The sequence below is a fragment of the Pseudoduganella namucuonensis genome (assembly GCF_900116645.1).
Classification (GTDB): Bacteria; Pseudomonadota; Gammaproteobacteria; order Burkholderiales; family Burkholderiaceae_D; genus Rugamonas; species Rugamonas namucuonensis.
The window spans coordinates 46,331-68,548 of record NZ_FPBO01000041.1 but is presented as its reverse complement, the minus strand read 5'-3'; the positions used below and the strand labels follow the sequence as shown (position 1 = coordinate 68,548).

The 22,218-nt window shown below is 69.0% G+C and carries 20 protein-coding genes and 1 pseudogene; 17 read left to right on the top strand and 4 right to left on the bottom strand.

Features of this window, described 5'->3' with window-relative positions:
• Both BM436_RS30305 and BM436_RS30300 read right to left on the bottom strand, forming a co-directional pair.
• The coding region (locus BM436_RS30305; protein ID WP_143133374.1) for a family 43 glycosylhydrolase at positions 1–389 on the bottom strand (389 nt) is incomplete at its 3' end.
• A gap of 91 nt (positions 390–480) precedes the next feature.
• The gene (locus tag BM436_RS30300; RefSeq protein ID WP_143133373.1) at positions 481–909 is read right to left on the bottom strand and encodes a hypothetical protein; all 429 of its coding nucleotides are present in this window, start codon (positions 907–909) and stop codon (positions 481–483) included.
• 289 nt (positions 910–1,198) lie between these two features.
• Between BM436_RS30300 and BM436_RS30295 the strand changes: the two are divergent.
• Positions 1,199–1,474: pseudogene (locus BM436_RS30295) on the top strand (porin); the annotation flags it as partial.
• Positions 1,475–1,520: 46 nt separating this feature from the next.
• Here the strand turns inward: BM436_RS30295 and BM436_RS30290 are convergent.
• The gene (locus tag BM436_RS30290) at positions 1,521–3,488 is read right to left on the bottom strand and encodes a sigma-54-dependent Fis family transcriptional regulator (RefSeq protein WP_093559821.1); all 1,968 of its coding nucleotides are present in this window, start codon (positions 3,486–3,488) and stop codon (positions 1,521–1,523) included.
• A 282-nt stretch (positions 3,489–3,770) separates the two neighbouring features.
• Here BM436_RS30290 and BM436_RS30285 point away from each other — a divergent pair, with 282 nt between their 5' ends.
• The 16 genes from BM436_RS30285 to BM436_RS30210 all read left to right on the top strand — a co-directional run bounded on the left by BM436_RS30285 (position 3,771) and on the right by BM436_RS30210 (position 21,456).
• Entirely contained in the window at positions 3,771–4,373 is a 603-nt protein-coding gene (locus BM436_RS30285; protein ID WP_093559841.1) for a VOC family protein, read from the top strand.
• Between the two features lie 3 nt (positions 4,374–4,376).
• Positions 4,377–5,681 (top strand): HupE/UreJ family protein, encoded by a 1,305-nt coding sequence (locus BM436_RS30280; RefSeq protein ID WP_093559818.1) that lies wholly within the window; start codon positions 4,377–4,379, stop codon positions 5,679–5,681.
• Between the two features lie 174 nt (positions 5,682–5,855).
• A complete protein-coding gene (locus BM436_RS30275; RefSeq protein WP_093559816.1) occupies positions 5,856–6,863 on the top strand; it encodes a thiamine pyrophosphate-dependent dehydrogenase E1 component subunit alpha in 1,008 nt (335 codons plus the stop codon).
• Positions 6,864–6,887: 24 nt separating this feature from the next.
• Positions 6,888–7,937: an alpha-ketoacid dehydrogenase subunit beta gene (locus tag BM436_RS30270; RefSeq protein ID WP_093559814.1), complete on the top strand. Its 1,050-nt coding sequence runs from the start codon at positions 6,888–6,890 to the stop codon at positions 7,935–7,937.
• A complete protein-coding gene (locus tag BM436_RS30265; protein ID WP_093559812.1) occupies positions 7,934–8,182 on the top strand; it encodes a lipoyl domain-containing protein in 249 nt (82 codons plus the stop codon). The genes BM436_RS30270 and BM436_RS30265 overlap by 4 nt, the downstream gene beginning before the upstream one ends.
• Positions 8,182–8,883 carry a dihydrolipoamide acetyltransferase family protein gene (locus BM436_RS30260; protein WP_093559810.1) on the top strand — a complete coding sequence of 234 codons (702 nt, stop codon included), beginning with the start codon at positions 8,182–8,184 and terminating at the stop codon, positions 8,881–8,883. Before BM436_RS30265 ends, BM436_RS30260 begins: the two co-directional genes overlap by 1 nt.
• A complete protein-coding gene (locus BM436_RS30255; protein ID WP_093559808.1) occupies positions 8,884–9,633 on the top strand; it encodes a lipoate--protein ligase family protein in 750 nt (249 codons plus the stop codon).
• A 37-nt stretch (positions 9,634–9,670) separates the two neighbouring features.
• A complete protein-coding gene (locus BM436_RS30250) occupies positions 9,671–10,237 on the top strand; it encodes a gluconate 2-dehydrogenase subunit 3 family protein (protein ID WP_218164961.1) in 567 nt (188 codons plus the stop codon).
• 21 nt (positions 10,238–10,258) lie between these two features.
• Positions 10,259–11,833, top strand: a complete 1,575-nt coding sequence (locus BM436_RS30245; RefSeq protein WP_093559806.1) for a GMC family oxidoreductase — start codon at positions 10,259–10,261, stop codon at positions 11,831–11,833.
• A gap of 60 nt (positions 11,834–11,893) precedes the next feature.
• Positions 11,894–13,093 carry a porin family protein gene (locus BM436_RS37320; protein ID WP_093559804.1) on the top strand — a complete coding sequence of 400 codons (1,200 nt, stop codon included), beginning with the start codon at positions 11,894–11,896 and terminating at the stop codon, positions 13,091–13,093.
• A 29-nt stretch (positions 13,094–13,122) separates the two neighbouring features.
• Positions 13,123–14,850, top strand: a complete 1,728-nt coding sequence (locus tag BM436_RS30235; protein ID WP_093559802.1) for a pyrroloquinoline quinone-dependent dehydrogenase — start codon at positions 13,123–13,125, stop codon at positions 14,848–14,850.
• Between the two features lie 14 nt (positions 14,851–14,864).
• On the top strand, positions 14,865–15,203 hold the full coding sequence (locus tag BM436_RS30230; RefSeq protein ID WP_093559800.1) for a c-type cytochrome: 339 nt from the start codon (positions 14,865–14,867) through the stop codon (positions 15,201–15,203).
• Between the two features lie 142 nt (positions 15,204–15,345).
• On the top strand, positions 15,346–17,256 hold the full coding sequence (locus BM436_RS30225; protein WP_093559799.1) for a TOL_0244 family TonB-dependent receptor: 1,911 nt from the start codon (positions 15,346–15,348) through the stop codon (positions 17,254–17,256).
• Positions 17,244–17,903, top strand: coding sequence for a TOL_0243 family YfiR-like periplasmic protein (locus tag BM436_RS30220; RefSeq protein WP_093559797.1), 660 nt, complete (start codon positions 17,244–17,246; stop codon positions 17,901–17,903). The genes BM436_RS30225 and BM436_RS30220 overlap by 13 nt, the downstream gene beginning before the upstream one ends.
• The gene (locus tag BM436_RS30215) at positions 17,903–19,810 is read left to right on the top strand and encodes a sensor histidine kinase, YfiR-like protein-associated (RefSeq protein WP_093559795.1); all 1,908 of its coding nucleotides are present in this window, start codon (positions 17,903–17,905) and stop codon (positions 19,808–19,810) included. Before BM436_RS30220 ends, BM436_RS30215 begins: the two co-directional genes overlap by 1 nt.
• Positions 19,811–19,902: 92 nt before the next feature.
• Positions 19,903–21,456, top strand: a complete 1,554-nt coding sequence (locus BM436_RS30210) for a glycoside hydrolase family 30 protein (RefSeq protein ID WP_229490874.1) — start codon at positions 19,903–19,905, stop codon at positions 21,454–21,456.
• Here BM436_RS30210 and BM436_RS30205 read toward each other — a convergent pair.
• Complete coding sequence (locus BM436_RS30205) at positions 21,440–22,156, bottom strand: HpcH/HpaI aldolase/citrate lyase family protein (protein ID WP_093559793.1); 717 nt, start codon at positions 22,154–22,156, stop codon at positions 21,440–21,442. The genes BM436_RS30210 and BM436_RS30205 overlap by 17 nt on opposite strands.
• Between the last annotated feature and the right edge of the window lie 62 nt (positions 22,157–22,218).

Below are 22,218 nucleotides of genomic sequence, written 5' to 3'. Positions count from 1 at the left end.
ATGTCTTTCGTTTTGAAAATATAGGTTTCACCGGTGGTCTGCGCAAACGTGGTGAGGTAATACATACCCTTATGGAAGCGCAGACTGCTGGCCCAGGTTCCCTTGCTGTAGGTGTTTTGACCATCCGTCAAATTCAGCTCCGGCATATCGGCCAGAGTGTCATAAGCATAATTGATCAGTTTCCAGTTGACGAGATCCGTCGACTTCATGATGGGCACGCCCGGATTCATGTGCATGGTCGTGCTGCTCATATAGTAATTTCCACCAACCCTGATCATGGCCATGTCCGGCACATCAGCAAAAATCAATGGATTGTGAGCTTGCGCGAAAGCGGCGGAGGAGGCCGGGAAAGCAAGGAGGGCGAAAATGAGCTTGAGTGTGTTTTTCATGGTAGTAGCTATTTGAATGCGTTTATTTGCAAATGTCGCCGGTCACGACCGGTGTCGAGATTGACCGGGTCGGCCACTGGGCGCGCATTGTTCACAACCAAGCCAGTGACCGCAGTCCGTCGAACTTCCACACGCTCTTGGCTGCGTCGATGTCGCGTGTCTTGAACATGCCATTGCCCGACACGACCCATGCGCTCTTCGGATCGAAGGGATCGAACTCGATCGAGCCGGCCCAGTGGATCATCGAGCCATGGATCCAATCGAGGCCGTTGGCGTCGACGCTCATGTCGCGGTCCATCAAGTCGGTCCAGGTGCGGCCGGCATCGATCGAGGTGAAGATGCGGTCGCCGTAAATGGTTTTCGGCTGCGTGCTCTGGGTCCGGAAGGTGTTGGCCACGACGCCCGTGACGAACCCGCCGCTGCCCATTGCAACATTGTCCCAACGATATTTCTCGGCCATGGCCCCTTGGGTCATCAGCAGACCTGCCGCCAGTGCCGGTATGGTGCTCTTTACATGCATAACCGTCTCTTCAAGTCTTCAAATTCTTGTTCCCGCCAACAACGACATTGCGCTTCGGTCCCAGAATTGCCCGCCAGTTGAAATCATTTTTATTGGCTGTTGATTGTCCATCCATGCCAGACTCTTGGGAATTGTGAAACTCACCAATTCTCAATGTCAAAATGGGAACCTTTTAGAAAGGTGTTGCCGACGGTTTCTGACTTGTACGCGGCCACGCAGGGCGCCCAGATAGACCCGGCCACAGATGCGCATCCCGCCGGCGGTCGCCGCCAGGCCGGCGTTGAGGGCGATGGAGTCGTACGCGGCGCAACTGGTGGCCGAATCGGCCAACGCCATGGACGAGATCGCGGCAGGGTCCCGCCTGGGCTTCAAGGGCAGCGACGACATGGGAGCGGGCATGAGCGCCGTGTTCCTGCTCGAAAGCGGCTTCAACACCGACTCCGGGGCGTCCGGGCAGGGCGGACTGCTGTTCGGCCGCCAGGCCTATGTCGGCTTGGGCGGCCAGCGCTTCGGCACCGTCACGGTCGGCCGGCAGTGCACGCCGCAATACCTGGCGGCATCGGCGACCGCGCGTGGAATCTGGGCGTGCGCCACACGTTCTGACGCGGCGCCTAAGCCCCCTCCGCCACGTTTGGCGCCACGATGCCGAATTTGTCCATTTTCCGATAGATCGTGGCCCGCGAAATGCCCAGTTCCTGCGCCGCGCGCGTCACGTTCCAGCGCTGCCGGCGCAACTCGCGCAGCAGCCTGCCGCGTTCATCATCCGGCGCTTCAAGCGAGGCCGGTTCGGCCAGCGCCACCGGCGCGCCGCCGCCCCTGGCCTGCGTCGCCTCCCGCACATCGGCCGGCAAGTCCTCCAGGCCGATGTGATGGTGCTCGCACAGCGCCAGCGCGGCGCGCAGCGCGTTGATCAGCTGGCGCAGGTTGCCCGGCCAGCGGTAGGCCAGCAAGGCCCGCAGCGCCTCCGCCGCGATGGTCACCTCGCCCCCTCCCGCCTCGGCGGCCACCCTGGCCAGCACGCTGTGCATCAGGGTGGAGATGTCGCCGCGCTCGCGCAACGCCGACAGGTGGATCTTCATGCCGTTCAGGCGGTAGTACAAGTCTTCCCTGAACTGGCCCGTCACCACCTGGTCCAGCAGGTTGCGGTGCGTGGCGCAGATGATCTGCACGTCCACCGGCACCGGCTTTTCCGCCCCCAGCGGCACGATCTCCTTCTCGGCCAGCACGCGCAGCAGGCGCGTTTGCAATTGCAAGGGCATGTCGCCGATCTCGTCCAGGAACAGCGTGCCGCCGTGCGCCTGCACCAGCTTGCCCCGCATGCCTTTGGCGCGCGCGCCGGTGAACGCGCCGTCCGCGTAGCCGAACAACTCGCTCTCGATCAGCGATTCCGGAATCGCCGCACAGTTGAGCGCCACGAAGGGCTGCTCGGCGCGCTCGCTGGCGTGATGGATGGCGTTGGCGAACACCTCCTTGCCGGTGCCGGTCTCGCCCTGCAGCATGATGGCGATGCCCTTGTCGATCACGCGCCGGATGATGGCCACGTTGCGCATCATCTGCGCGTCCTCGCCGGCCAGTTCGTCCAATGTCAGCAGGGTGGACACGGACGGATGGCTGGAGCGCGCGCTCCTGGCCGGCTGCACGCACAGCGTGCGGCCGCTGGGTGTGCGCATCAGCGCGTAGTACTGGCGGCCGCTGTGCAGGGCGCGCAGCGCCAGCGTCGAGCGGTGCTGCGCGCCGGACGACGCCAGCAGCGCTTCCAGCCGCGTGTCGAACAGCTGGTCCACGGCCTTGCCGAGCAGCGTGTGCTCGCCGCCCTGCAAGGCCTGCTGCGCGTTGCGGTTGACGGCGATGACGCGTCCCAGGTGGTCCAGCGCGATCAGCCCGTCGGTGACCACCTCGGCGAACTCGCGCCGCCGGCTCAGGCGGATGATCCAGTGGTCCTCGAACTTCTTCAGGAAGTGCGCGTTCTCGATCATCTTGGCGGACACCGACACCAGCTGCAGCATCAGCGCCTGGCTGCGCTTGTCCCCCGGCGACGATAGCGCGGACGCGTCCAGCACCGCCAGCAGGCTGCCGTCGGTGTCGAGGATGGGCGAGGCGCTGCAGGTGAGGGTGGTGTTGGTCGAGCGGAAGTGCTCGGCCTGGTGCACGGTCAGCGCGCTCTGGTCGGCGATGCAGGCGCCCACCGCGCAGGTGCCTTCCTCCTCTTCCGACCAGCAGGAACCCAGGTACAGGCCGGAACGGCGCAGTTCGCGCTTTTGCAACGGGTCGGCCTTGAAGTCCACGGTCACGCCCTGGCAGTCGGTGAGCAGCACCACGTAGCCGGCGCTGCGCACCTGGTTGAACAGGTACTCCACGCCGCCGCGCGCGATCTGCATCATCGGTTCCATCGGGTCCTGGTGGTCGCGCAGCTGGCCGCCGGCCAGCACGCGCGGCGCCTGGCGGCGGCCCGGATCGAGCTTGTACTTGCCCAGCGAGCGGCGCCAGGAGCGCACGATGAGCGGGTCGGCGTCGGCGCGCGCGATGCCGCGCGAGCGCAGTAACGCCAGGTCCTCGTCGACGGTGGCAAAGGTGGTCATGTCTGGTCTCCGTTCCCCGGTCTGTCCAGGATATTGATTTGATATAGACCATGCTAGCAAGCGCAATGCCACCCCGCAAGCGAGCAATCGCGGCCCTTCCGGGCCGTGCGCGGTGAGACAGTTGTCTCACTTCGTCGCTTTAGAAACAGCTGTCGCATGGCGCGCGCGGCGGCCAGCCCCGCGAGGGAAGGCCCGCGCCGGCTGGTGCGTTTCTTGCGAAGCCAGACTGCGCCCGCCATCCGGCGCGGCCGCGACGACATCAAAAAATCCAAGGAGATATGCATGAAATACAACAACATCCTGGCTTCGGCCCTGCTTGCCCTGCCGGCCATGCTGCTGCCACCGGGCGCGCAGGCGGGAAGCCTGCCGGGCATGCGCGGTTCGGACCACTTGGGCATGACGGTGCCCAACATGGCCGAGGCGGTGGACTTCTTCGTCAAGGTGATCGGCTGCGAGGCCTCGTTCGACCTGGGCGCCTTCAAGTTCGACGATGACTGGATGCAGGTGCATCTGAACGTCGATCCGCGCGCGGAGATCAAGCGCTTCCGCATGGTCCGCTGCGGCTACGGCACCAACCTGGAAATCTTCGAATACGCCGCGCCCAAGCAGGCGCCCCGGCCGCCGCGCAACAGCGACGTGGGCGGCCACCACCTGGCCTTCTATGTCGACGACATGGACAAGGCCGTGGCCTACCTGAAGGCCAGCGGCGTGAAGGTGCTGGGCGATCCCAGCACCTTCAAGGAAGGCCCCGCGGCGGGCTTGACCTGGGTGTACTTCCTGGCGCCGTGGGGCATGCAGCTGGAGCTGGTCAGCTATCCCAAGGGGCGCGCCTACGAGAAGGGCGCCAAGCGCCTGCTGTGGGACCCGCGCGCGCCGGCGAAGTAGGCGATGGGCCGCAGCGACTGGCGCGCCGCGCGGCGCGCGTTGGCGCGGCTGCTACCGCGGCTGTTCCCGCCGCTGGTCCGGCCGCCGCTCCCGCCGATGGTCCTGTCGCTGGCACTGTCAGTGGGCCTGCTGGCGTGGATGGGCGCGGCGGCGGCCCATCCATCGGCGGACCGCCTGGTGCGCGTGGTCCACTTCGAGCCGCGCGCGGACGGCCTCGCGGCCTACGTGCGGCTGTCGCTGCCGCTGCTGCCGCGCTCCGGCGACATCGGTTACAACCGCCTCGAAAGCGGCCGTCTGTTCCACTACCTGGACACGGCCGCCGCGCAGGCGCGGCTGGAGCGGGTTGGCCGCCTGCTGGCGGACGGCCACCGGCTCAGCGCCAACGGAGAGGCCGTGACGGCGCGGGTGCTGGCGGTGCGCATCCACAGGCGCGGCCGGGTGCCGCCGTTCACCACGCTGGCCCAGGCGCGCGTCGCGGCGCACACGGACGCCGGCGCCGCGTCAGGCGCGGCCCCCGAGCTCACCGAAACCCGGCACGTGCTGGTGGACGCCGAGCTGCTTTATCCCGTCGCGGCCGGCGCGGCCGGCTACCCGCCGCTGTCCTTCTCAAGCCTGGCCGACGCCGATCCCGGCGGCCTCGCCGACATCGCCAACGTGCTGTTCTTCCACGAGGGCGGCGCGGTGCGCACCCACACCGCCGCCGGTCCGCTGGCGTCGCCGGTTCCGCTGAACCCTTCGCTGCTCGGCGCCGCGCGCATGTTCCTGCTGGCGGGATGCGAACACATATTGCAAGGCTGGGACCACCTGCTGTTCGTCCTTTGCCTGGTGCTGGGGCCACTGCGCCTCAAGCCCATCGCCTGGCGCATCACGGCGTTCAGCGTCGGCCACTCGCTGTCGCTGGGCGCCGGCCTGTTCGGCTGGATGCCCTCCGGCGGCTGGTTCCAGCCTTGGGTGGAGGTGGCGATCGCCCTGTCGCTGCTGGGCGCCGCGCTGGCGGCGCTGCACCGCGGCCGAGGCGCCGGCCTGCCGTCGGTCGCCGCCGTGGGCCTGGTGCATGGCTACGGCCTGGCCTTCGGCCTGCGCGAACTGCTGGCCGACAGCAGCGCGCCGCCGCTGGCCACGCTGCTGTTCTTCAACCTCGGCGTCGAAGCGGGCCAGCTGCTGGTTGCCGGTCTGGCCTGGCTGGCGCTGCGCGCCATGCAAGCCTGGCGCGCGGAATGGGCGCCGCGGCTGCAAAGCTGCGTGGCGCTGGCCTGCGCGACCGTGTCCCTGTTCTGGCTGGCCGAGCGCATCGTCGCCGCGCTGTGACGGACCGCCCGCGGCGCTACACCTGTCGCCGCGATTGAGACAACTGCCGTGCCAACCGTCGCGCAAAAGCCCCGCAACGGCGGGCCGTATCGCGTTCAAACCGGCTTTTTCGGCTGGCATGGTTGTTGCGAAATACCGGTGAAGAACACGCAGTCATAACCAAAGGAGGAGTAAATGGAACACACGTCAGAGCAGTTGATCTGGATGTACCAGACCATGATCGCGATCCGTGAATTCGAAGACACCATGGTCAAGGTCTACCTGGAAGGCAAGCTGCCGCCGAATATCCAGAAAGGCCTGGCCTTCGACATCGGCTCCGGTCCCGTGCCCGGCGAGATGCACCTGGCGGCGGGGCAGGAGCCGGTGGCGGTCGGCGTCTGCGCCCACCTGCGCGCGGACGACACCGTGGTCGGCGCGCACCGCTCGCACCACTTCGCCATCGCGAAAGGCGTGCGCATGCCGGAGATGACGGCCGAGATGTTCGGCAAGGCCACGGGCCTGGGACGCGGCAAGGGCGGCCACATGCACCTGTTCGACCCGGCCGTGAAATTCAGCTGCAGCGGCATCGTCGGCGCCAGCATGCCGCCGGCCTGCGGCGCCGCGCTGGCGGCGAAAAAGCGCGGCACCGACGCGGTGGCGGTGGCCTTCTTCGGCGAGGGCGCCACCAACCAGGGCGCCTTCCACGAGTCCATGAACCTGGCCGCGCTGTGGAAGCTGCCGGTGATCTTCATCTGCGAAGACAACAAGTACGCGATCTCGGTGGAGAAGACCGATTCCACCGCCATCGCCAACAACTCCGACCGCGCCGCGGCCTACGGCATGCACGGCATCCTGGTCGAGCGCAACAGCGCGCTGGACGTGTTCGAGGCCGCCGGCGCGGCGGTGGCGCGCGCCCGCCGCGGCGAGGGACCGACCCTGATCGAAGTGAAGACGGACCGCTACCACGGCCACTTCCAGGGGGACCCGGAGGTGTACCGCGCCAAGGGCGAGGCCGAGCAGGCGCGCAAGAACGATCCGATCCCGCAACTGGCCGCCTTCCTGCGCGCCCACGGCCTGCTGGACGACGCGGCCGACGCCGAGCTGGTGGCCGGCGCCAAGGCGCGCGTGGCCGAGGCCTACGCCTTCGCCCGCAACAGCCCGGACCCCGCGCCGGAAGACGCGCTGCGGCACGTGTTTTGCTGACACCACCCATTGGAGACCAAGACTATGAGTATCAATGACACCGCGCGCCGCATGACGATGGCGCAAGCGATCGCCGAGGCCATCGCGCAGGAAATGCAGCAAGACCCCGAGGTGTTCGTGCTGGGCGAGGACGTCGGCAAGTACGGCGGCATCTTCGGCGCCACCACCGGCCTGCTGGCCAGGTTCGGCAAGGACCGCATCATGGACACGCCGATCTCCGAGACCGCCTTCATCGGCGCGGCCATCGGCGCCGCCGCCGAGGGCATGCGGCCGATCGCCGAACTGATGTTCGTCGATTTCTTCGGCGTGTGCATGGACATGATCTACAACCACATGGCCAAGAACACCTATATGGCGGGCGGCAACATCAGCCTGCCGATGGTGCTGATGACCGGCATCGGCGGCGGCTACAACGACGCCGCCCAGCACTCCCAGTGCCTGTACGCCACCTTCGCCCACCTGCCGGGCATGAAGGTGGTGGTGCCGTCCAACGCCTACGACGCCAAGGGCTTGATGATCCAGTCCATCCGCGACAACAACCCGGTGGTGTTCATGTTCCACAAGGGGATCATGGGCCTGCCGTGGATGTCCTACTTCGAGGGCAGCACCAACGAGGTGCCGGAGGAGGCGTACGCCATTCCCTTCGGCCAGGCGCGCGTGGTGCGCGAGGGCGCCGACGTGACCATCGTGACCCTGAGCCAGATGGTGCAAAAGGCCGTGCTGGCCGCCGCCGAACTGGCGAAGGAGGGCATCAACGCCGAGGTCATCGACCTGCGCACCATCGTGCCGCTGGACCGCCAGGCCATTCTCGATTCGGTGCGCAAGACCGGGCGCCTGCTGATCGCCGACGAGGATTACCTGAGCTTCGGCCTGAGCGGCGAGATCGCCGCCATCGTCGCCGAGAACCTCGACAGCGTGACCCTGCGCGCGCCGGTGAAACGGCTGGCCGTGCCGGACGTGCCCATCCCCTACGCGCGCCCGCTGGAGCAATTCGTCATTCCGCAAGTGGACGGCATCGTCGCCGCCGCGCGCGAACTCGTATCCGCCAACATCATTGAAAGGAAAGCAGCATGAGCGAAATTCATTTACCCCAGGACGCATGGCAGGACGTGGAGCCGGGCACCGAGGCCCTGCTGGAGCAGTGGCTGGTGAAGCCGGGCGACAGCGTCAAGGCCGGGCAGAGCGTCGCCGTCGTCGTCATGGTCAAGACCAGCATCGACGTGCTGGCGCCGGAGGACGGTGTGCTCGACCAGGTGCTGATCGAGGCCGACGCCACGGTCGCCCAAGGCAAGCCGCTGGCCACGTTGCGGGCGGCGTGATGGACGGCCACGCCATCGATGCGGCCGCGCCGGTGCTGGTCCCCCTCAAGGGCATACGCGGCAGCATCGCGCGCAACATGACGGCCGGCTGGCAAGCGCCCCGCGTGGCGCTGGGGATGGAGGTGGACATGCGCCGCTGCCAACTGCTGCGCACGCGCCTGCAGGAACGCGCCGGTCCCGGCACGCGCCTGAGCATCACGCCCATCGTGCTGCGCGCGCTGGCGCTCACGCTGCGCAACCACCCGGCCATGAACGCGCTGATGCGCGACGGCGCCATCGAGCACATGCCCGGCGTGCACCTGAACCTGGCGGTGGCGCTGGACGAGGGCCTGGCGGTGCCGGTGATACGCGACGCCGACACCAAGAGCATCGAGCAATTGGCCGCCGAGGCGGTGGCGCTGGCGACCGGCGCGCGGGCCGGCAAGCTGCCGCCGAAGGCCTACCAGGGAGGCACCTTCACCGTCAGCAGCCTGGGCGCCGCGGGCGTGGACTGGTTCACGCCCATCCTGAACCCGCCGCAGGTCGGCATCCTCGGGCTGGCGCGCGTGGCCGACAGGCCCGTGGTCCAGGGCGGCAAGCTGCTGATCGTGCCGATGACCACCTTGTCGCTGGTGTTCGACCATCGCGCCATCGACGGCAACCCGGCCGCGCTGTTCCTCGCGGAGCTGAAGGCGCGGCTGGAATCCTGCGAGGGGCTGTAAATGTTCGCGCCGCTATGGAACGCCCCGCGCCAGCCCGTCCTGGCGACCTGCCACGACGAACAGGCCTGGAACGCGCGTCAACTGGCCGGGCCTGCGGATGGCCCGGCCATGCAGCTGTGGCGTTACGACGCGCCCGCCGTGGTGCTGGGCTGTTCGCAACGCGCGTTGCTGGCCGGCGGCACCGCCGGTGGCATCGACCTGGTGCTGCGCCAGGCCGGCGGCGGTGCGGTGCTGACCGGCCCATGGATGCTGAGCGCCTCGGTGCTGCTGCCGCACGGGCATCCGCTCGCATCGGAGCAACTGGTGCACAGCTACCGCTGGCTGGGCGAGTTGTATGCCGGCGTGTTGCGCAGCCTCGGCATCGCCGCCCACGCGATCACGCCGGACGAGGCGCGGGCGCTGCAGCGCGACGCCGGCGAGCGGCTGGCCTGGGCCTGCTATGGCGGCTATTCGCCATGGGAGGTGGTGGTGGGGCGCCGGAAGATCGTCGGCCTGGCCCAAGTGCGGCGGCGGGGCGGCGTGCTGCTGGTGGCCGGCCTGCAGTTGGCGCGGCCCGACTGGCTGCTGCTGACCCGCGCGCTGGGAAGGCCGGACAGCGAGGCCGCCGCGCTGGCCGCCTGCAACACCTCGTGCGAGGAGGAGGCCGGCGGCGAGGACTGGCTGGACGCGGTGGCCGCGCCGCTGCGGCGCGCGCTCAGCTACGCGCTGTTCGAACTGGCCCCGGAGCCCTCCGGCGCCGAGATTTATTGACACCACGGATCACACAACTACAAGCGAAGGAGACGACATGGACAACAAGGAATCCCGCATGCGCCTGGTCAGCAAGGCCGCGACGCTGACGCGGCGCGGCTTCCTCAAAGGCAGCGGACTGGCGTCGATCGGCGTCACCGTGATGCCGGCGGGCGCGCTGCTCGCCGGCCCCGGCGCCGCGATGGCGCAGGCGTTCACGGTGCTGGGAAGCGAGGCGGGCGCCGTGCTGCTGCGCATGGCGCGCGACATTTTCCCGCACGACAAGCTGGCCGACAAGTACTACCAGCACGCCATCGCGCCCTACGACGCGCAAGCCAGGAAGGACCCGGCGCTGAAGGCGCTGTTGACCGACGGCGTGGCGCTGCTGAACCAGGGCGCCCGCGCGCGCCACGGCAAGGACTACCTCGCCATCGACAAGGAAGAGGACCGCGTGGCGGTGCTGCGCGACATCGAGGCGACGCCGTTCTTCCAGAAGATACACGGCGGCCTGGTCACCGGCCTGTACGACAACAAGGCGGTGTTCCCGCTGTTCGGCTACGAGGGCTCGTCGTGGGAGAAGGGCGGCTACGTCGACCGCGGCTTCAACGATATCGACTGGATTTAAAGCAAAAACGAGGAGACAAGCATGGCGATCAAATACAGCACCGGCGACCGCGACGTGGTCGTCGTCATCGGCTCGGGCGCGGGCGGCGGCACGCTGGCCAACGAACTGGCCCAGCGCGGCGTCAAGGTCGTGATCCTGGAGGCCGGCAAGCACTACACGCAGGCCGATTTCGAGAACGACGAATGGGCGATGTTCAACAAGATCTCGTGGCTGGACAAGCGCATCTCGGCCGGCGGCTGGCACCACACCAAGACCTATCCCAACCTGCCGGCCTGGATCGTCAAGGGCGTGGGCGGCTCCACCGTGCACTTTTCGGGCGTGGCGCTGCGCTTCCAGCCGCACGACTTCCAGACCCGCACGGTCTACGGCCAGGTGGAGGGCGCCAATGTGCTGGACTGGCCCATCACCTACAAGGACCTGGCGCCCTATTACGACAAGGCGGAGAAGAAGATGGGCGTGGCCGGTTCCGAAGCCAGCGGCATGCCGCCCATGCCGGAGAATAACCACTACAAGGTGATGGCGGCCGGCGCCCGCAAGATCGGCTACAAGAAGATCGTGCGGCCGGTGGCCTCCAACAGCAAGGCCAACGACGGCCGCCCGGCCTGCATGCAGATCGGCTTCTGCATGCAGGGCTGCAAAATCGGCGCCAAGTGGTCCACCCTGTATACCGAGATCCCGCGCGCGCTGGAAACCAACCGCGCCGAATTGCGCCAGCAGGCCATGGTGTTGCGCATCGAGCATGACAAGTCGGGCAAGGTGTCCGGCGTGCTGTACGTGGACGCCAAGGGCCGCACCCAGCTGCAAAAGGCGCGTGTGGTGTGCGTGGCGGGCAACTCCATCGAGTCGCCGCGGCTGCTGCTCAATTCCGCCTCCAGCCTTTACCGCGACGGCCTGGCCAATTCCTCCGGCCAGGTCGGCAAGAACTACATGAACCACGCCACGGCGGCGGCGCTGGCCATCCACCGCAAGCCGGTCTATATGTACCGCGGCTTCGACATCGGCGCCGTGGTGGCGGACGAGGTGGACCTGGACACGCGGCGCGGCTTCAACGGCGGCTACTACCTGGAGGGGCTGGCGCTCGGCCTGCCCTACACGGCGGCCTTCATGAAGCCCGGCGGCTGGGGCAGGGAGGTGACGTCGGCGCTGGACATGTACGACCACATGAGCTGCGTGTGGGTGTGCGGCGAGGACATGGCGCGCGAGCAGAACAGCATCACCTTGCACCCCACCGAGAAGGACCAGTACGGCCTGCCGGTGCCCATCGTCACCAAGACCTACCACAGCAACGACGAGGCCATCGCCGCGCACGGCCTGCGCCAGTTCCGCCGCCTGTCCGAGGCGGTCGGCGCCACGCGCGTGATCGACATGCCGGCCTACCCGGCCAGCCACAACATGGGCACCAACCGCATGAGCGCGCTGGCGCGCGACGGCGTCGTCAACAAGTGGGGGCAGGCGCACGACATCAAGAACCTGTTCATCTCGGACGGCAGCCAGTTCACCTCCAGCTCCGCCGCCAATCCCACCCTGACCATCGTGGCGCTGGCGATCCGGCAGGCCGAGTACATCGCCGGCGCGATGAAACGCAAGGAAATCTGAAGCGCGGCACCCGTAGCACCCGTAGCACCCATAACAAATCATCCAAACTGGAGACAAACCATGCATCACTTTAGCAAGCGCGCCACGGCGGCGGCCATCTGCCTCGCGTCCAGCGCCGGCGCCTCGGCCGGCGTCGGCTTCGAAACGGCGGACGGCTGGAAGTACAGCACCGACGGCTGGATCATCCTGCAGGCCCACAAGCAGAACGGCGACAGCCCGGACACCACCGGCTTCCGCATGACCTCCGGCACCACGCCCAGCCTGATCGCCTTCAACGTCACGGCGCCCGCCGTCGATGGCATGACCCTGAGCAGCCGCGTGGGCCTTTACATCAACGCGCAATCGGGCGAGGGCAACTTCCGCAACGCCGGCAACGTCGGCAACACCGGCGCCAAGGCGCTGGACCCGCGCGAGATTTGGGCCAAGCTGTCGGCGCCCTGGGGCGAACTGGTGTTCGGCAAGGCCTACAGCATTTACCAGGGCGAACCGGTGCTGGCCGACGCCTCGGTGCTGGCGGGCGGCTTGACCGGCTACGACAACGTCAACACCACCAACGCGCTGGCCGCCACCTTCAACGCCGGCTATATGTACACCAACTTCAACGCCGGCCTGCGCTACAACTCGCCGCAGTCCGCGCCGCTGACCTTCTCCGTGGGCGTGTACGACCCGAGCCAGGTGCGCAACGTGTTCGCCGGCTCCGGCGCGGACCGCACCAATTCGCCGCGCGTCGAGGGCGGCGCCTACTTCCGCCACCAGGACGGCGGCTTCAAGCTCAAGGTCTACGGCGACTTCACCTGGCAGCGCGCCAGCCATTGCCTGACCGCGGCGGGCCTGGCCTGCGCCGACGACACCGTGAGCACGCGCGGCGTGTCCGCCGGCGCCACGGCGGACGTCGGGCCGTTCAACCTGCACTTGTCCGGCTTCGGCGGCAAGGGCCTGGGCTCGGTGCTGATGCAGGACCTGGACGCGCTGGACGTGGACGGCCGCGAACGCAAAAGCCGCGGCGTGTTCGGCCAGATCGTGTACCGCCCGACGGCGGCGCTGTCGCTGCGCTACAGCTACGGCCGCACGCGCATCGACGACACGGCCGCCAGCCAGGGCCACCTGGCGCAGTCGCACATCGCCGGCGCCTACTACGCCGTCAACCGCTACCTGACCGTGTACGGCGAGCTGGCCAATTCCCGCTTCAGCCACAACCCCGTCTTCCAGCACCGCACCGACACGGACTACGCCACCGCCGGCGCCCGTTTCATGTGGTAAGCCGCCCGCCGCCCATACAGGAGAACACCATGAGCAATTCCGCACCACGCCGCCGCGCCGCCGCCATCGCGGCCGCCTATGCCGCCACTTGCGCCGCCACCGGCGCCGCCGTCGTTTCCGCCATGCTGGGCGCCGCCACGCCGGCGCACGCCGTGGCCCCGGCCATGCCGGGCGCCGGCGGCGAGTCCGATCCGAACAACTGGACCCAGTACCACCGCAGCTCCAACGGCTGGCGCTATTCGCCGCTGGAGCAGATCAACAAGGACAACGTCAAGGGCCTGAAGGCGGCCTGGATCCACCAGCCGGGCGACATCACGGCCGGCCTGATCTCCACGCCGCTGGTCAAGGACGGCGTGATGTACTACGTCGCCCCCAACAACAACGTGTTCGCGCTCAACGCGGCCACCGGCCAGACCCTGTGGCACTACCAGCCCAAGCTGGCCGCCATCGCCAGCCAGAGCTTCTACGCCACCTTGAGCCGCAGCCTGACCATGGGCCACGGCCACATCTACCTGGGCACGCTGGACGGGCGTTTCGTGGCCATCGACGAGAAGACCGGCAAGGAGGCCTGGTCCACCCAGCTGACCGACCTGAAAACCTGCTTCGGCTGCCTGTTCTCGTCCTCGCCCATCCTGGCCGGCGACGTGCTGATCGGCGGCAGCACCGGCGGCGACCAGCCGCAGCGCGGCAAGATCTACGCCGTCAACGCCCGCACCGGCGAGAGGATGTGGACCTTCGACACCATCAAGGACGATCCGAAGAGCTGGCCGGACGGCACCGGCCAGGTCGGCGGCGGAGGCGCCTGGCTGCCCGGCACCTACGACGCGGCCTCGGACTCGGTGTTCATCGGCACCAGCAACGCCGCGCCGGACTTCTACGGCGACGCGCGCAAGGGCGACAACTTGTACACGGCCAGCCTGCTGGCGCTGGAGCCGAAAACGGGCAAGCTGAAATGGCACCGCCAGGAGATCCCGCACGACACCTTCGACTACGACGCGGCCTACGAGGCGCTGATCGTCAAGAAGGACGGCAAGGACGTCATCGTCCACCTGAACAAGAGCGGCTTCGTGTTCGTGATGGACAAGGCGGACGGCAAGCTGGAGAACGTGTGGCCGCTGAGCCAGACCTACAACTTCGTCAAGACCATCGATCCGAAAACGGGCGAACTGATCGGTCGCAAGGCCATGCCGGCCGGCCAGGAGACCCTGCTGTGTCCCTACCTGCTGGGCACGCGCAGCTGGAACCCGGGCGCCTACAGTCCCAAAACGAAGCTGTGGTACACCAACGCGATGGAGGTGTGCCAGAAGGTGGTGCCGGCCAAACAGGAGACCAAGGGCATGGGCATCGCCAGCCTGTACCTGGGCGTGGACAAGCTGGAGGCCGTGGCGCCGCCGGACCGGCCGGCCGAGGGACGGCTGGACGCGCGCGACCCGCTGACTGGCAAGCTGAAATGGAGCGTGAACTACGCGATTCCCGGCCTGGGCGGCGTGCTGGCCACGGGCGGCGGCCTGGTCTTCAACGGGGACCCGTTCGGCTACGTGCACGCCTACGACGCCGACGACGGCAAGGAGCTGTGGAAGTTCCAGACCGGTTCCGGCATCCGCGCCGGCATCATCAGCTACGCCGTCGACGGCAAGCAGTACATCGCGGTGCCGAGCGGCTGGGGCTCTCTGGCGCCGGGCTTCATGGCCAGCGCCTTCCCCGCGATCAAGGACCTGACCGGCGGCGCGGCCATGGTCGTGTTCGCCCTCGACTGAGCCCGGAGGCCGCCATGCACAACACCCTCACGCCCATCCTGCTCCTGTTGTCCGGCCTCGCCTGGGCTACGCCGCCGGCCGACCTCGACGCGCCGGCCACCATCGCGGCCGGGCAAAAGCGCTTCAACCAGAATTGCGTGTATTGCCACGGCAACGCCGGCTCGGGCGGCAAGGGCGCGCCGCTGCAGGGCCGCGGCGACCTGGCGCCGCAATACCTGTTCGACACCATCAGCAACGGCAAGACGCGCGGCGCGCTGCAAATGCCGCCGTGGAAGGAGGCGTTTTCCCCGCGTGAGATCTGGGAACTGAGCGCCTACATCCATTCGCTGCGGGAGCGCGCCCCGGAGCGCTGAGCCGGCGGCGGGGGAGGACTGGCCGATCTGTTGCGCGGCTGGTCCTTTTTGTCCGGGACAGGGGCGAACGGGGCAAATTGTGCGGGCCCGCCAGGGGGGAAATGTTTATAATTCCTTCAGACAATAGCCTCCGAGACGGACTATGCAAATAAGACTCGCTTGCACCCTGGCCGTATCCACCTTGCTGGCGCTTGGGCCCGCCGGCGCCGCGACGGTCGCGGACGGCGACCTGGCCGACCTCTCCATCGAACAGCTCAGCAATATCGTCATCACCTCGGTGTCCCGGCAGGAGGAAAGGCTGGGCAACGCCGCCGCCTCCATCTACATCATCAGCGCCGGCGAGATCCGGCGCGGCGGCGTGCGCTCGCTGCCCGAGGCCTTGCGGCTGGCGCCCAACCTGCAAGTGGCCAGGGTGGACGCGCGCAACTACGCCATCACCGCGCGCGGCTTCGGCACCGTGTTCCAGAACAAGCTGCTGGTGCTGATCGACGGCCGCACCACCTATTCGCCGCTGTTCTCCGGCGTGTACTGGGACGCGCACGACCTGGTGATGGAGGACATCGAGCGCATCGAGGTCATCAGCGGGCCGGGCGCCACCATGTGGGGCGTCAACGCCGTCAACGGCGTCATCAACGTGATCACCAAGTCCGCCAAGGACACGGCGGGCGCGCTGGCCAGCGTGGTGGCCGGCGCCAACGAAAAGGACGGCACCGCGCGCTTCGGCGCCGGGCTGCCGAACGGCGGCCACTACCGCCTGTACGCGCGCTACATGCAGGTCGACGACACCTACACCGCGGCCGGCGTCAACACCCGCTTCGGCATGCAGCGGCGCCAGGCCGGCTTCCGCGCCGACACGGACCTGCTCGACGGCGGCCTGACCGTCAGCGGCGACGCCTACCAGGGCAGGATGGCCCAGATCAACACGCGCGACATCGTCATCTCCGGCGCCAACCTGGTCGGCCGCTACACGCGCAAGCTGGCCGACGATTCGGACCTGCGCCTGCAACTGGTGCTGGACCACACCGAGCGCAACCAGCCGGCCAACTTCATCGACCGCCTCAACACGGCCGAACTCGAGGCCCAGCACTCGGTGCGGCTGGGCGCGCGGCACGCGGTGGTGTGGGGCGGCGGCTACCGCCATTCGTGGGACCAGGTGACCAGCGGCGGCTTCGCCTTCCTGCCCAGCAAGCTCGACATGCACTGGGGGAACGTCTTCGCGCAGGACGAGATCACGCTGGCCGAGGGCGTGCGCGCGACGGCCGGCCTCAAGGTCGAAAGCAACAGCTACACGGGCGCCGAGTACCTGCCCAGCCTGCGCCTGGCGTGGAATCCGGGGCCGCAGCGGCTGGTCTGGGCCAGCCTGGCGCGCACGGTGCGCGCGCCCTCGCGCATCGACCGCGACCTGTACGCGCCCGCCAAGCCCATCATGATCGCCGGCAAGCCGTATTTCCTGCTGGGAGGCGGGCAGGATTTCGTCTCCGAGGTGGCCAACGTCGCCGAGCTGGGCTACCGGGACCAGCCCACCGCCAGCCTGAGCTACTCGGCCACGCTGTTCTACGGCCGCTACGACAAGCTGCGCACCCAGGAGCCGGTGCCGGTGTTCGGCTTCGCGCACCGCAACGGCGGCAACGCCATCACGCGCGGCCTGGAGCTGTGGGGCCGCTGGCAGGCCGGCCGGGACTGGCGCCTGAGCGGCGGCATGGTCGCGCAGGACATCGGCTTCAGCGTGGACCAGGGCAGCAGGGACGCCGCGATCGGCACCGCGTTCGGCACCAACGATCCCAAGCTGCACTGGCTGCTGCGCTCGTCGTATGATTTTTCCGACACCCAGCAGCTCGACGCCACGCTGCGCTACAACGGCAAACTGCCCAATCCGGCCGTGCCATCGTATTATGAGATGGACCTGCAATGGCTGTGGAAGCCGCGGGAGCACATCGAGCTGGCGCTGATCGGCCAGAATTTGCTGCACAGCAAACATCCGGAATTCGGCGGATTGCTCGGACGCAGCGTTTTTGAACGCACGGCACTGTTGAAGCTGACATGGCGATACTAAGCCCCGCCGGCGACGCCGGCCTGACGTACAGCACCGCCCGCCACGCGCCGCCGGACGGGCCGCCGGCCGCCCAGCGCTGGCGCGCCGCCGCCCAATGGCTGAACGGACTGGCGCTGCTGGCGCTGCTGTTGCTGACCTTGTCGTGCCTGGCGGTCGGGGCCGACCCGCCGGCGGCCGCGCCCAACGTGGAGCGCGGCGTGAAGGCGGCCTTCCTGTACAAGTTCCTCGGCTATGTCGAGTACCCGCAGCACGAGGCGGGCGCCGCCGGCCCGCTGGTGGTGGGCGTGCTGGGCGCGGACGACATCGCCGCCGAGCTGACCCGCATCACCGCAGGCCGCGCCGTCAACAACCGCGCGGTGGTGGTGCGCGCGCTGCGCGAGGGCGACCCGCCGGCCGGCCTGCAGATGCTGTTCGTCGGCAGCGAGGCAGCCCGCGGCGGCCAGGTGCTGCGCGCGGCGCAGCAGAACGGCGTGCTCACCGTCACCGAGACCGACAACGGCCTGCAGCAGGGCAGCGTGATCAATTTCCGCCTGGTGGAGGACCGCGTGCGCTTCGAGGTGTCGCTGCCGGCGGCCGAGAAGAGCGGCCTGAAACTGAGCTCGCGGCTGTTGTCGGTGGCCTACCACGTCCAAAAGGGCGCCCCGTAATGCTGGGTCGCCTCAAGCCCCGCACCGTGCGGGGCAAGCTGGTGGCGATGGCGCTGGCCACCACCTTCGCGGCCCTGCTGGCGGCCTCCGGCGGCATGCTGCTGTACGACCTGGACTCCTTCCAGCAGTACTGGGTGGACGACATGACCACCCAGGCCCAGATTGTCGCCGTGGTCAGCAGCCCGGCCCTCAGTTTCAACGACCAGGCCGCGGCGCGCCAGAACCTGGCCATGCTGCGCGTGCGGCCGCAAATCCAGGCCGGCGCCATCTACTCCGCCAACGGCACGCTGTTCGCCGCCTACGCCCAGTCGGTGCAGGAGACGCCGGTGTTCCCGGACAAGCCGGGCCGGACCGGCTACGCGATCGAGGGCGGCCGGCTGGTGGTGAACCACCCCATCGTGGAGAACGGCGAGACCATCGGCACCGTCTACCTCAGCGCGCATTACCGGCTGCTCGACCGCGTGCGCAGCTACGCCGCCATCCTGGGCGGCGTGATGGTGCTCAGCCTGCTGCTGGCGGCGCTGGTGGCGCACCGGCTGCAAAAGGGCATCACGCGGCCGCTGGCCGCCGTCACCGGCGTGGCGCGCGAGGTGATGCAAAGGCGCGACTTCAGCCTGCGCGTGCCGGGCGCGGCCAGCGGCGAGATCGGCACTCTGGTCGACGCCTTCAACGACATGCTGGCCGAGGTGGGGCGGCGCGCCCACGCGCTGCAGGAGGCCAACCGCACGCTGGAGCACGAGATGACGGTGCGCCAGGGCGCCGAGCGCGCGCTGCTGCTGGCGGACCGGCGCAAGGACGAGTTCCTGGCCACGCTGGCGCACGAGCTGCGCAATCCGCTGGCGCCGATCCGCACCGGGCTGGACATACTGCGCGTGAACGCCGACGACAAGGTGGCCGGCGAGCGCGCGCGCGCCATCATGGAGCGGCAACTGAAGCAGATGGTGCGGCTGGTGGACGACCTGCTGGACGTCTCGCGCATCAACACCGGCAAGCTCACCATCAAGCGCGAGCCGGTGGCGCTGCAGGCCGTGGTGGGCGACGCGCTGGAACTGGTGCGCCCGCTCGTGGAGGCGCAGCGCCACGCGCTGCACGTGGCGCTGCCGGCCGAGCCCGTGTATGTGCTGGGGGACGCCACCCGGCTGGCGCAGGTGCTGTCCAACCTGCTCAACAACGCGGCCAAGTACACCAACCGCGGCGGCCGCCTGGAACTGACGGCGGACGTGGACGACAGCGCCCATCATTCGCTGCTGCGCATCCGCGTGCGCGACAACGGCATCGGCGTGGCGCCGCACATGCTGGGCCAGATCTTCGACATGTTCGTGCAGGCCGACACCTCGCTGGAGCGCAGCACGGCGGGCCTGGGGGTGGGCCTGTCGCTGGCCAGGAAGCTGGCGGAACTGCACGGCGGCACCATCACCGCCCACAGCGACGGCATCGGCAGGGGCACCGAGCTGACGGTGCTGCTGCCGCTGCTGGCGCCGCCGGCGGACGACGAGGCGGTGGCGCCGGCCGCCGGCGCGTCCGGCGCGCGCCACCGCGTGCTGCTGGCGGACGACAACGTCGACTTCGTCGACAGCATAGGCGCGCTGCTGCGCGCGGCCGGCCACACGGTGGAGGTGTGCCACGACGGCAAGCAGGCGCTGGCCGTCGCCGACGGCTTCACCGCCGATTACGCCTTCCTGGACATCGGCCTGCCCGGCATGAACGGCTACGACCTGGCGCGTGCCCTCAAGCGCCTGCCCCGCATGCGCGACACGGTGATGGTGGCCGTCACGGGCTGGGGCCAGCAAAAGGACAGGCAGATGGCGTTCGACGCCGGTTTCGCCGGGCACCTGGTGAAACCGGTCGGCTTCGACCAGATCCTCGCCATCCTGGCCGGCAGCCGCGAAGGGATGCTGCAACTGTGAGTGCGATGGCGGATCCGGCGCGATGCCGGGCGGGCGCCCCCGCCGGGGAATGGGACGCGGGGCGCGTGCCGCTCGCCGGCGGCCGGCGGCGCATGCGTGCCCTGGGCATGGCGCTCCGCTGCGCGTTGCTGGCGGCCGCGCTGGTCGGCTGCGCGAGCGGCGCGAGAAAGGCCCCGGAGGCCCCGGCGGCGGTCGCCACGGCCTCCGCCACAGGCGCCATGGCGAAGCAAAGCGCGGGCCGGCCCGAAGGGGCGCCCGGCGACGGCAAGGTCGCCATCTGGCTGACCACCGGCGACCAGTCGCGCCTGTTCGCGCGCCAGCCGGACATCGCGCTGGGCGCGGCGCCGCCTCCCCGCACGCCTTGGTCTCAGGGAGTGGAGACGGCCGGCCCGCTACCCGCTCCGCCACACACCATCGACATCGATCCCGCGTCGCGCCACCAGAAAATGGTGGGTTTCGGCGCGGCCCTCAGCGAGGCTTCGGCCTGGGTGCTGCGGCAGCGGCTCACGCCCGAACAGCGCGGCGCCCTGCTCGCCGAGCTGTTCGGCCGCGAGCGCGGCATCGGCCTGAGTTTCGCGCGCCTTTACCTGGGTTCCTCGGAATTCGCGCGCAGTCAGTACAGCTACAACGACTTGCCGGCGGGCGAGGAGGATCCCGGCCTGACCCAGTTCTCCGTCGACGCCGACCGCGCGCTGGTGCTGCCGCTGGCGCAGGACGCGCTGGCGCTGAACCCGGACCTGGAGCTGGTGGCCTCGCCGGCCAGCGCGCCCGGCTGGATGAAGAGCGGCGGCGCGCTGGTCAAGGGCACGCTGCGGCCCGAGGCCTACGGCGCCTACGCGCGCTACCTGAAGCGCTACGTCGACGTGTTGCTGGAGGAGGGCGTGCCGATCTACGCGCTGACCGTGCAGAACGAGCCGCACGCGGAGCCGGAGGGCGCGCCCGGCATGCGGCTGGACGCGGCCGCGCGCGCGCAGCTGATCGGCAAGCACCTGGGGCCGCTGCTGGAGGACGACGGGCCCCGCATCCTCGAATGGGACGGCAACTGGGACGAGCCGCAATCGCCGTTGAAGGTGCTGGCCGACAAGGCCGCCGGCCCCTACGTGGCGGGCGTGGCCTGGCATTGCTACGGCGGCGAGGTCGGCGCGCAAGGCGCGGTGCGGGACGCGCGGCCGGAGAAGGAGGTGTACGTCACCGAATGCTCGGGCGGCCAGTGGGCGCCCGGCTGGAGCGACAACCTGCTGCACTTCTCGCGCACGCTGATGGTGGGCGCGGCGCGCAACTGGGCCAAGGGCGTGGTGCTGGGCAATCTGGCGCAGGACGGGCTGGGCGGGCCGCGCACGGGCGGCTGCCGCGGTTGCCGGGGCGTGGTCACCGTGACGGAGGATGGCGCCGTGGTGCGCAACGCCGAGTACTACGCGCTGGCGCATGCCAGCCGCTCCGTGCTGCCGGGCGCGTGGCGCGTCGCCTCCAGCGCCGGCCGGGACGGCGTGGACAACGCCGCGTTCGAGAACCCGGACGGCACGCTGGCGCTGCTGGTGGTCAATTCGGCCCAGGAGCCGCGCCGCTTCCAGGTGCGCGCGGCCGGGCGCGGCTACGGCTACACGCTGCCGGCCGCCAGCGTCGCCACGTTCACCTGGCGTCCGTAGCGGGCGCGAAGGCGCGGCCCACCGGCGCCAGTTCGGCCGCGTGCGCGCACAGCTTGCCGCCGAAACCCAGCCGGTGGACGTGGCGCGCGTCGGCCTGCACCTCGTCCTCGTGGCCCGCCGTGACGCCGTCGACCGGCTTGTGCAGCCCGGCCAAGCGCGAGGCCAGCACGATCTGCGAGCGGAAATACAGCAGCTCCTCGCGGCCGCCGCCGATGCCCAGGTCGGCCCTGAAGCCCGTGGCGCCGAACAACAGCCGCTGCACCCGCGGCGCGGTGGCGATGTCGGCCATGCGGGAAAAGCCCAGCGCGGTTTCGATCACCGGGAACAGCGGCGCGGTGGACGAGGCGCTGGCCACGTCGTCGACCCGCTCGGCCCTGGGCAGCACGATGCCGGCGATGCCCGGCCGGTGGCACAGCGTGAGGTCGTCGCCGAAGCAGCCCGAATTCACGCAGTTCACCCGCACCAGCACGGGGATGTGGGGCGCGCGGCCGGCGGGGCTGTCCAGCCAGTCCGACAGCGCGGCGCGCGCCGCCGCCTTGGCGGACGGGGCCACCGTGTTCTCCAGGTCGATGATGATGGCGTCGGCGCCCGATGCGCAGGCCTCGGTGTAGCGTTCGGGACGGTCGGCGGGAAGCAACAGGAAGGTATGGGCCAGGGCGAGCCTGGCGTCGGGCGGGGCAGCATGCACAGCGGTACTCATGGCAAGTCTCCTATCCGGCTGAAGGGCGGAAACCGATGATAGCGCAGTTGGCAAGGGTGCGC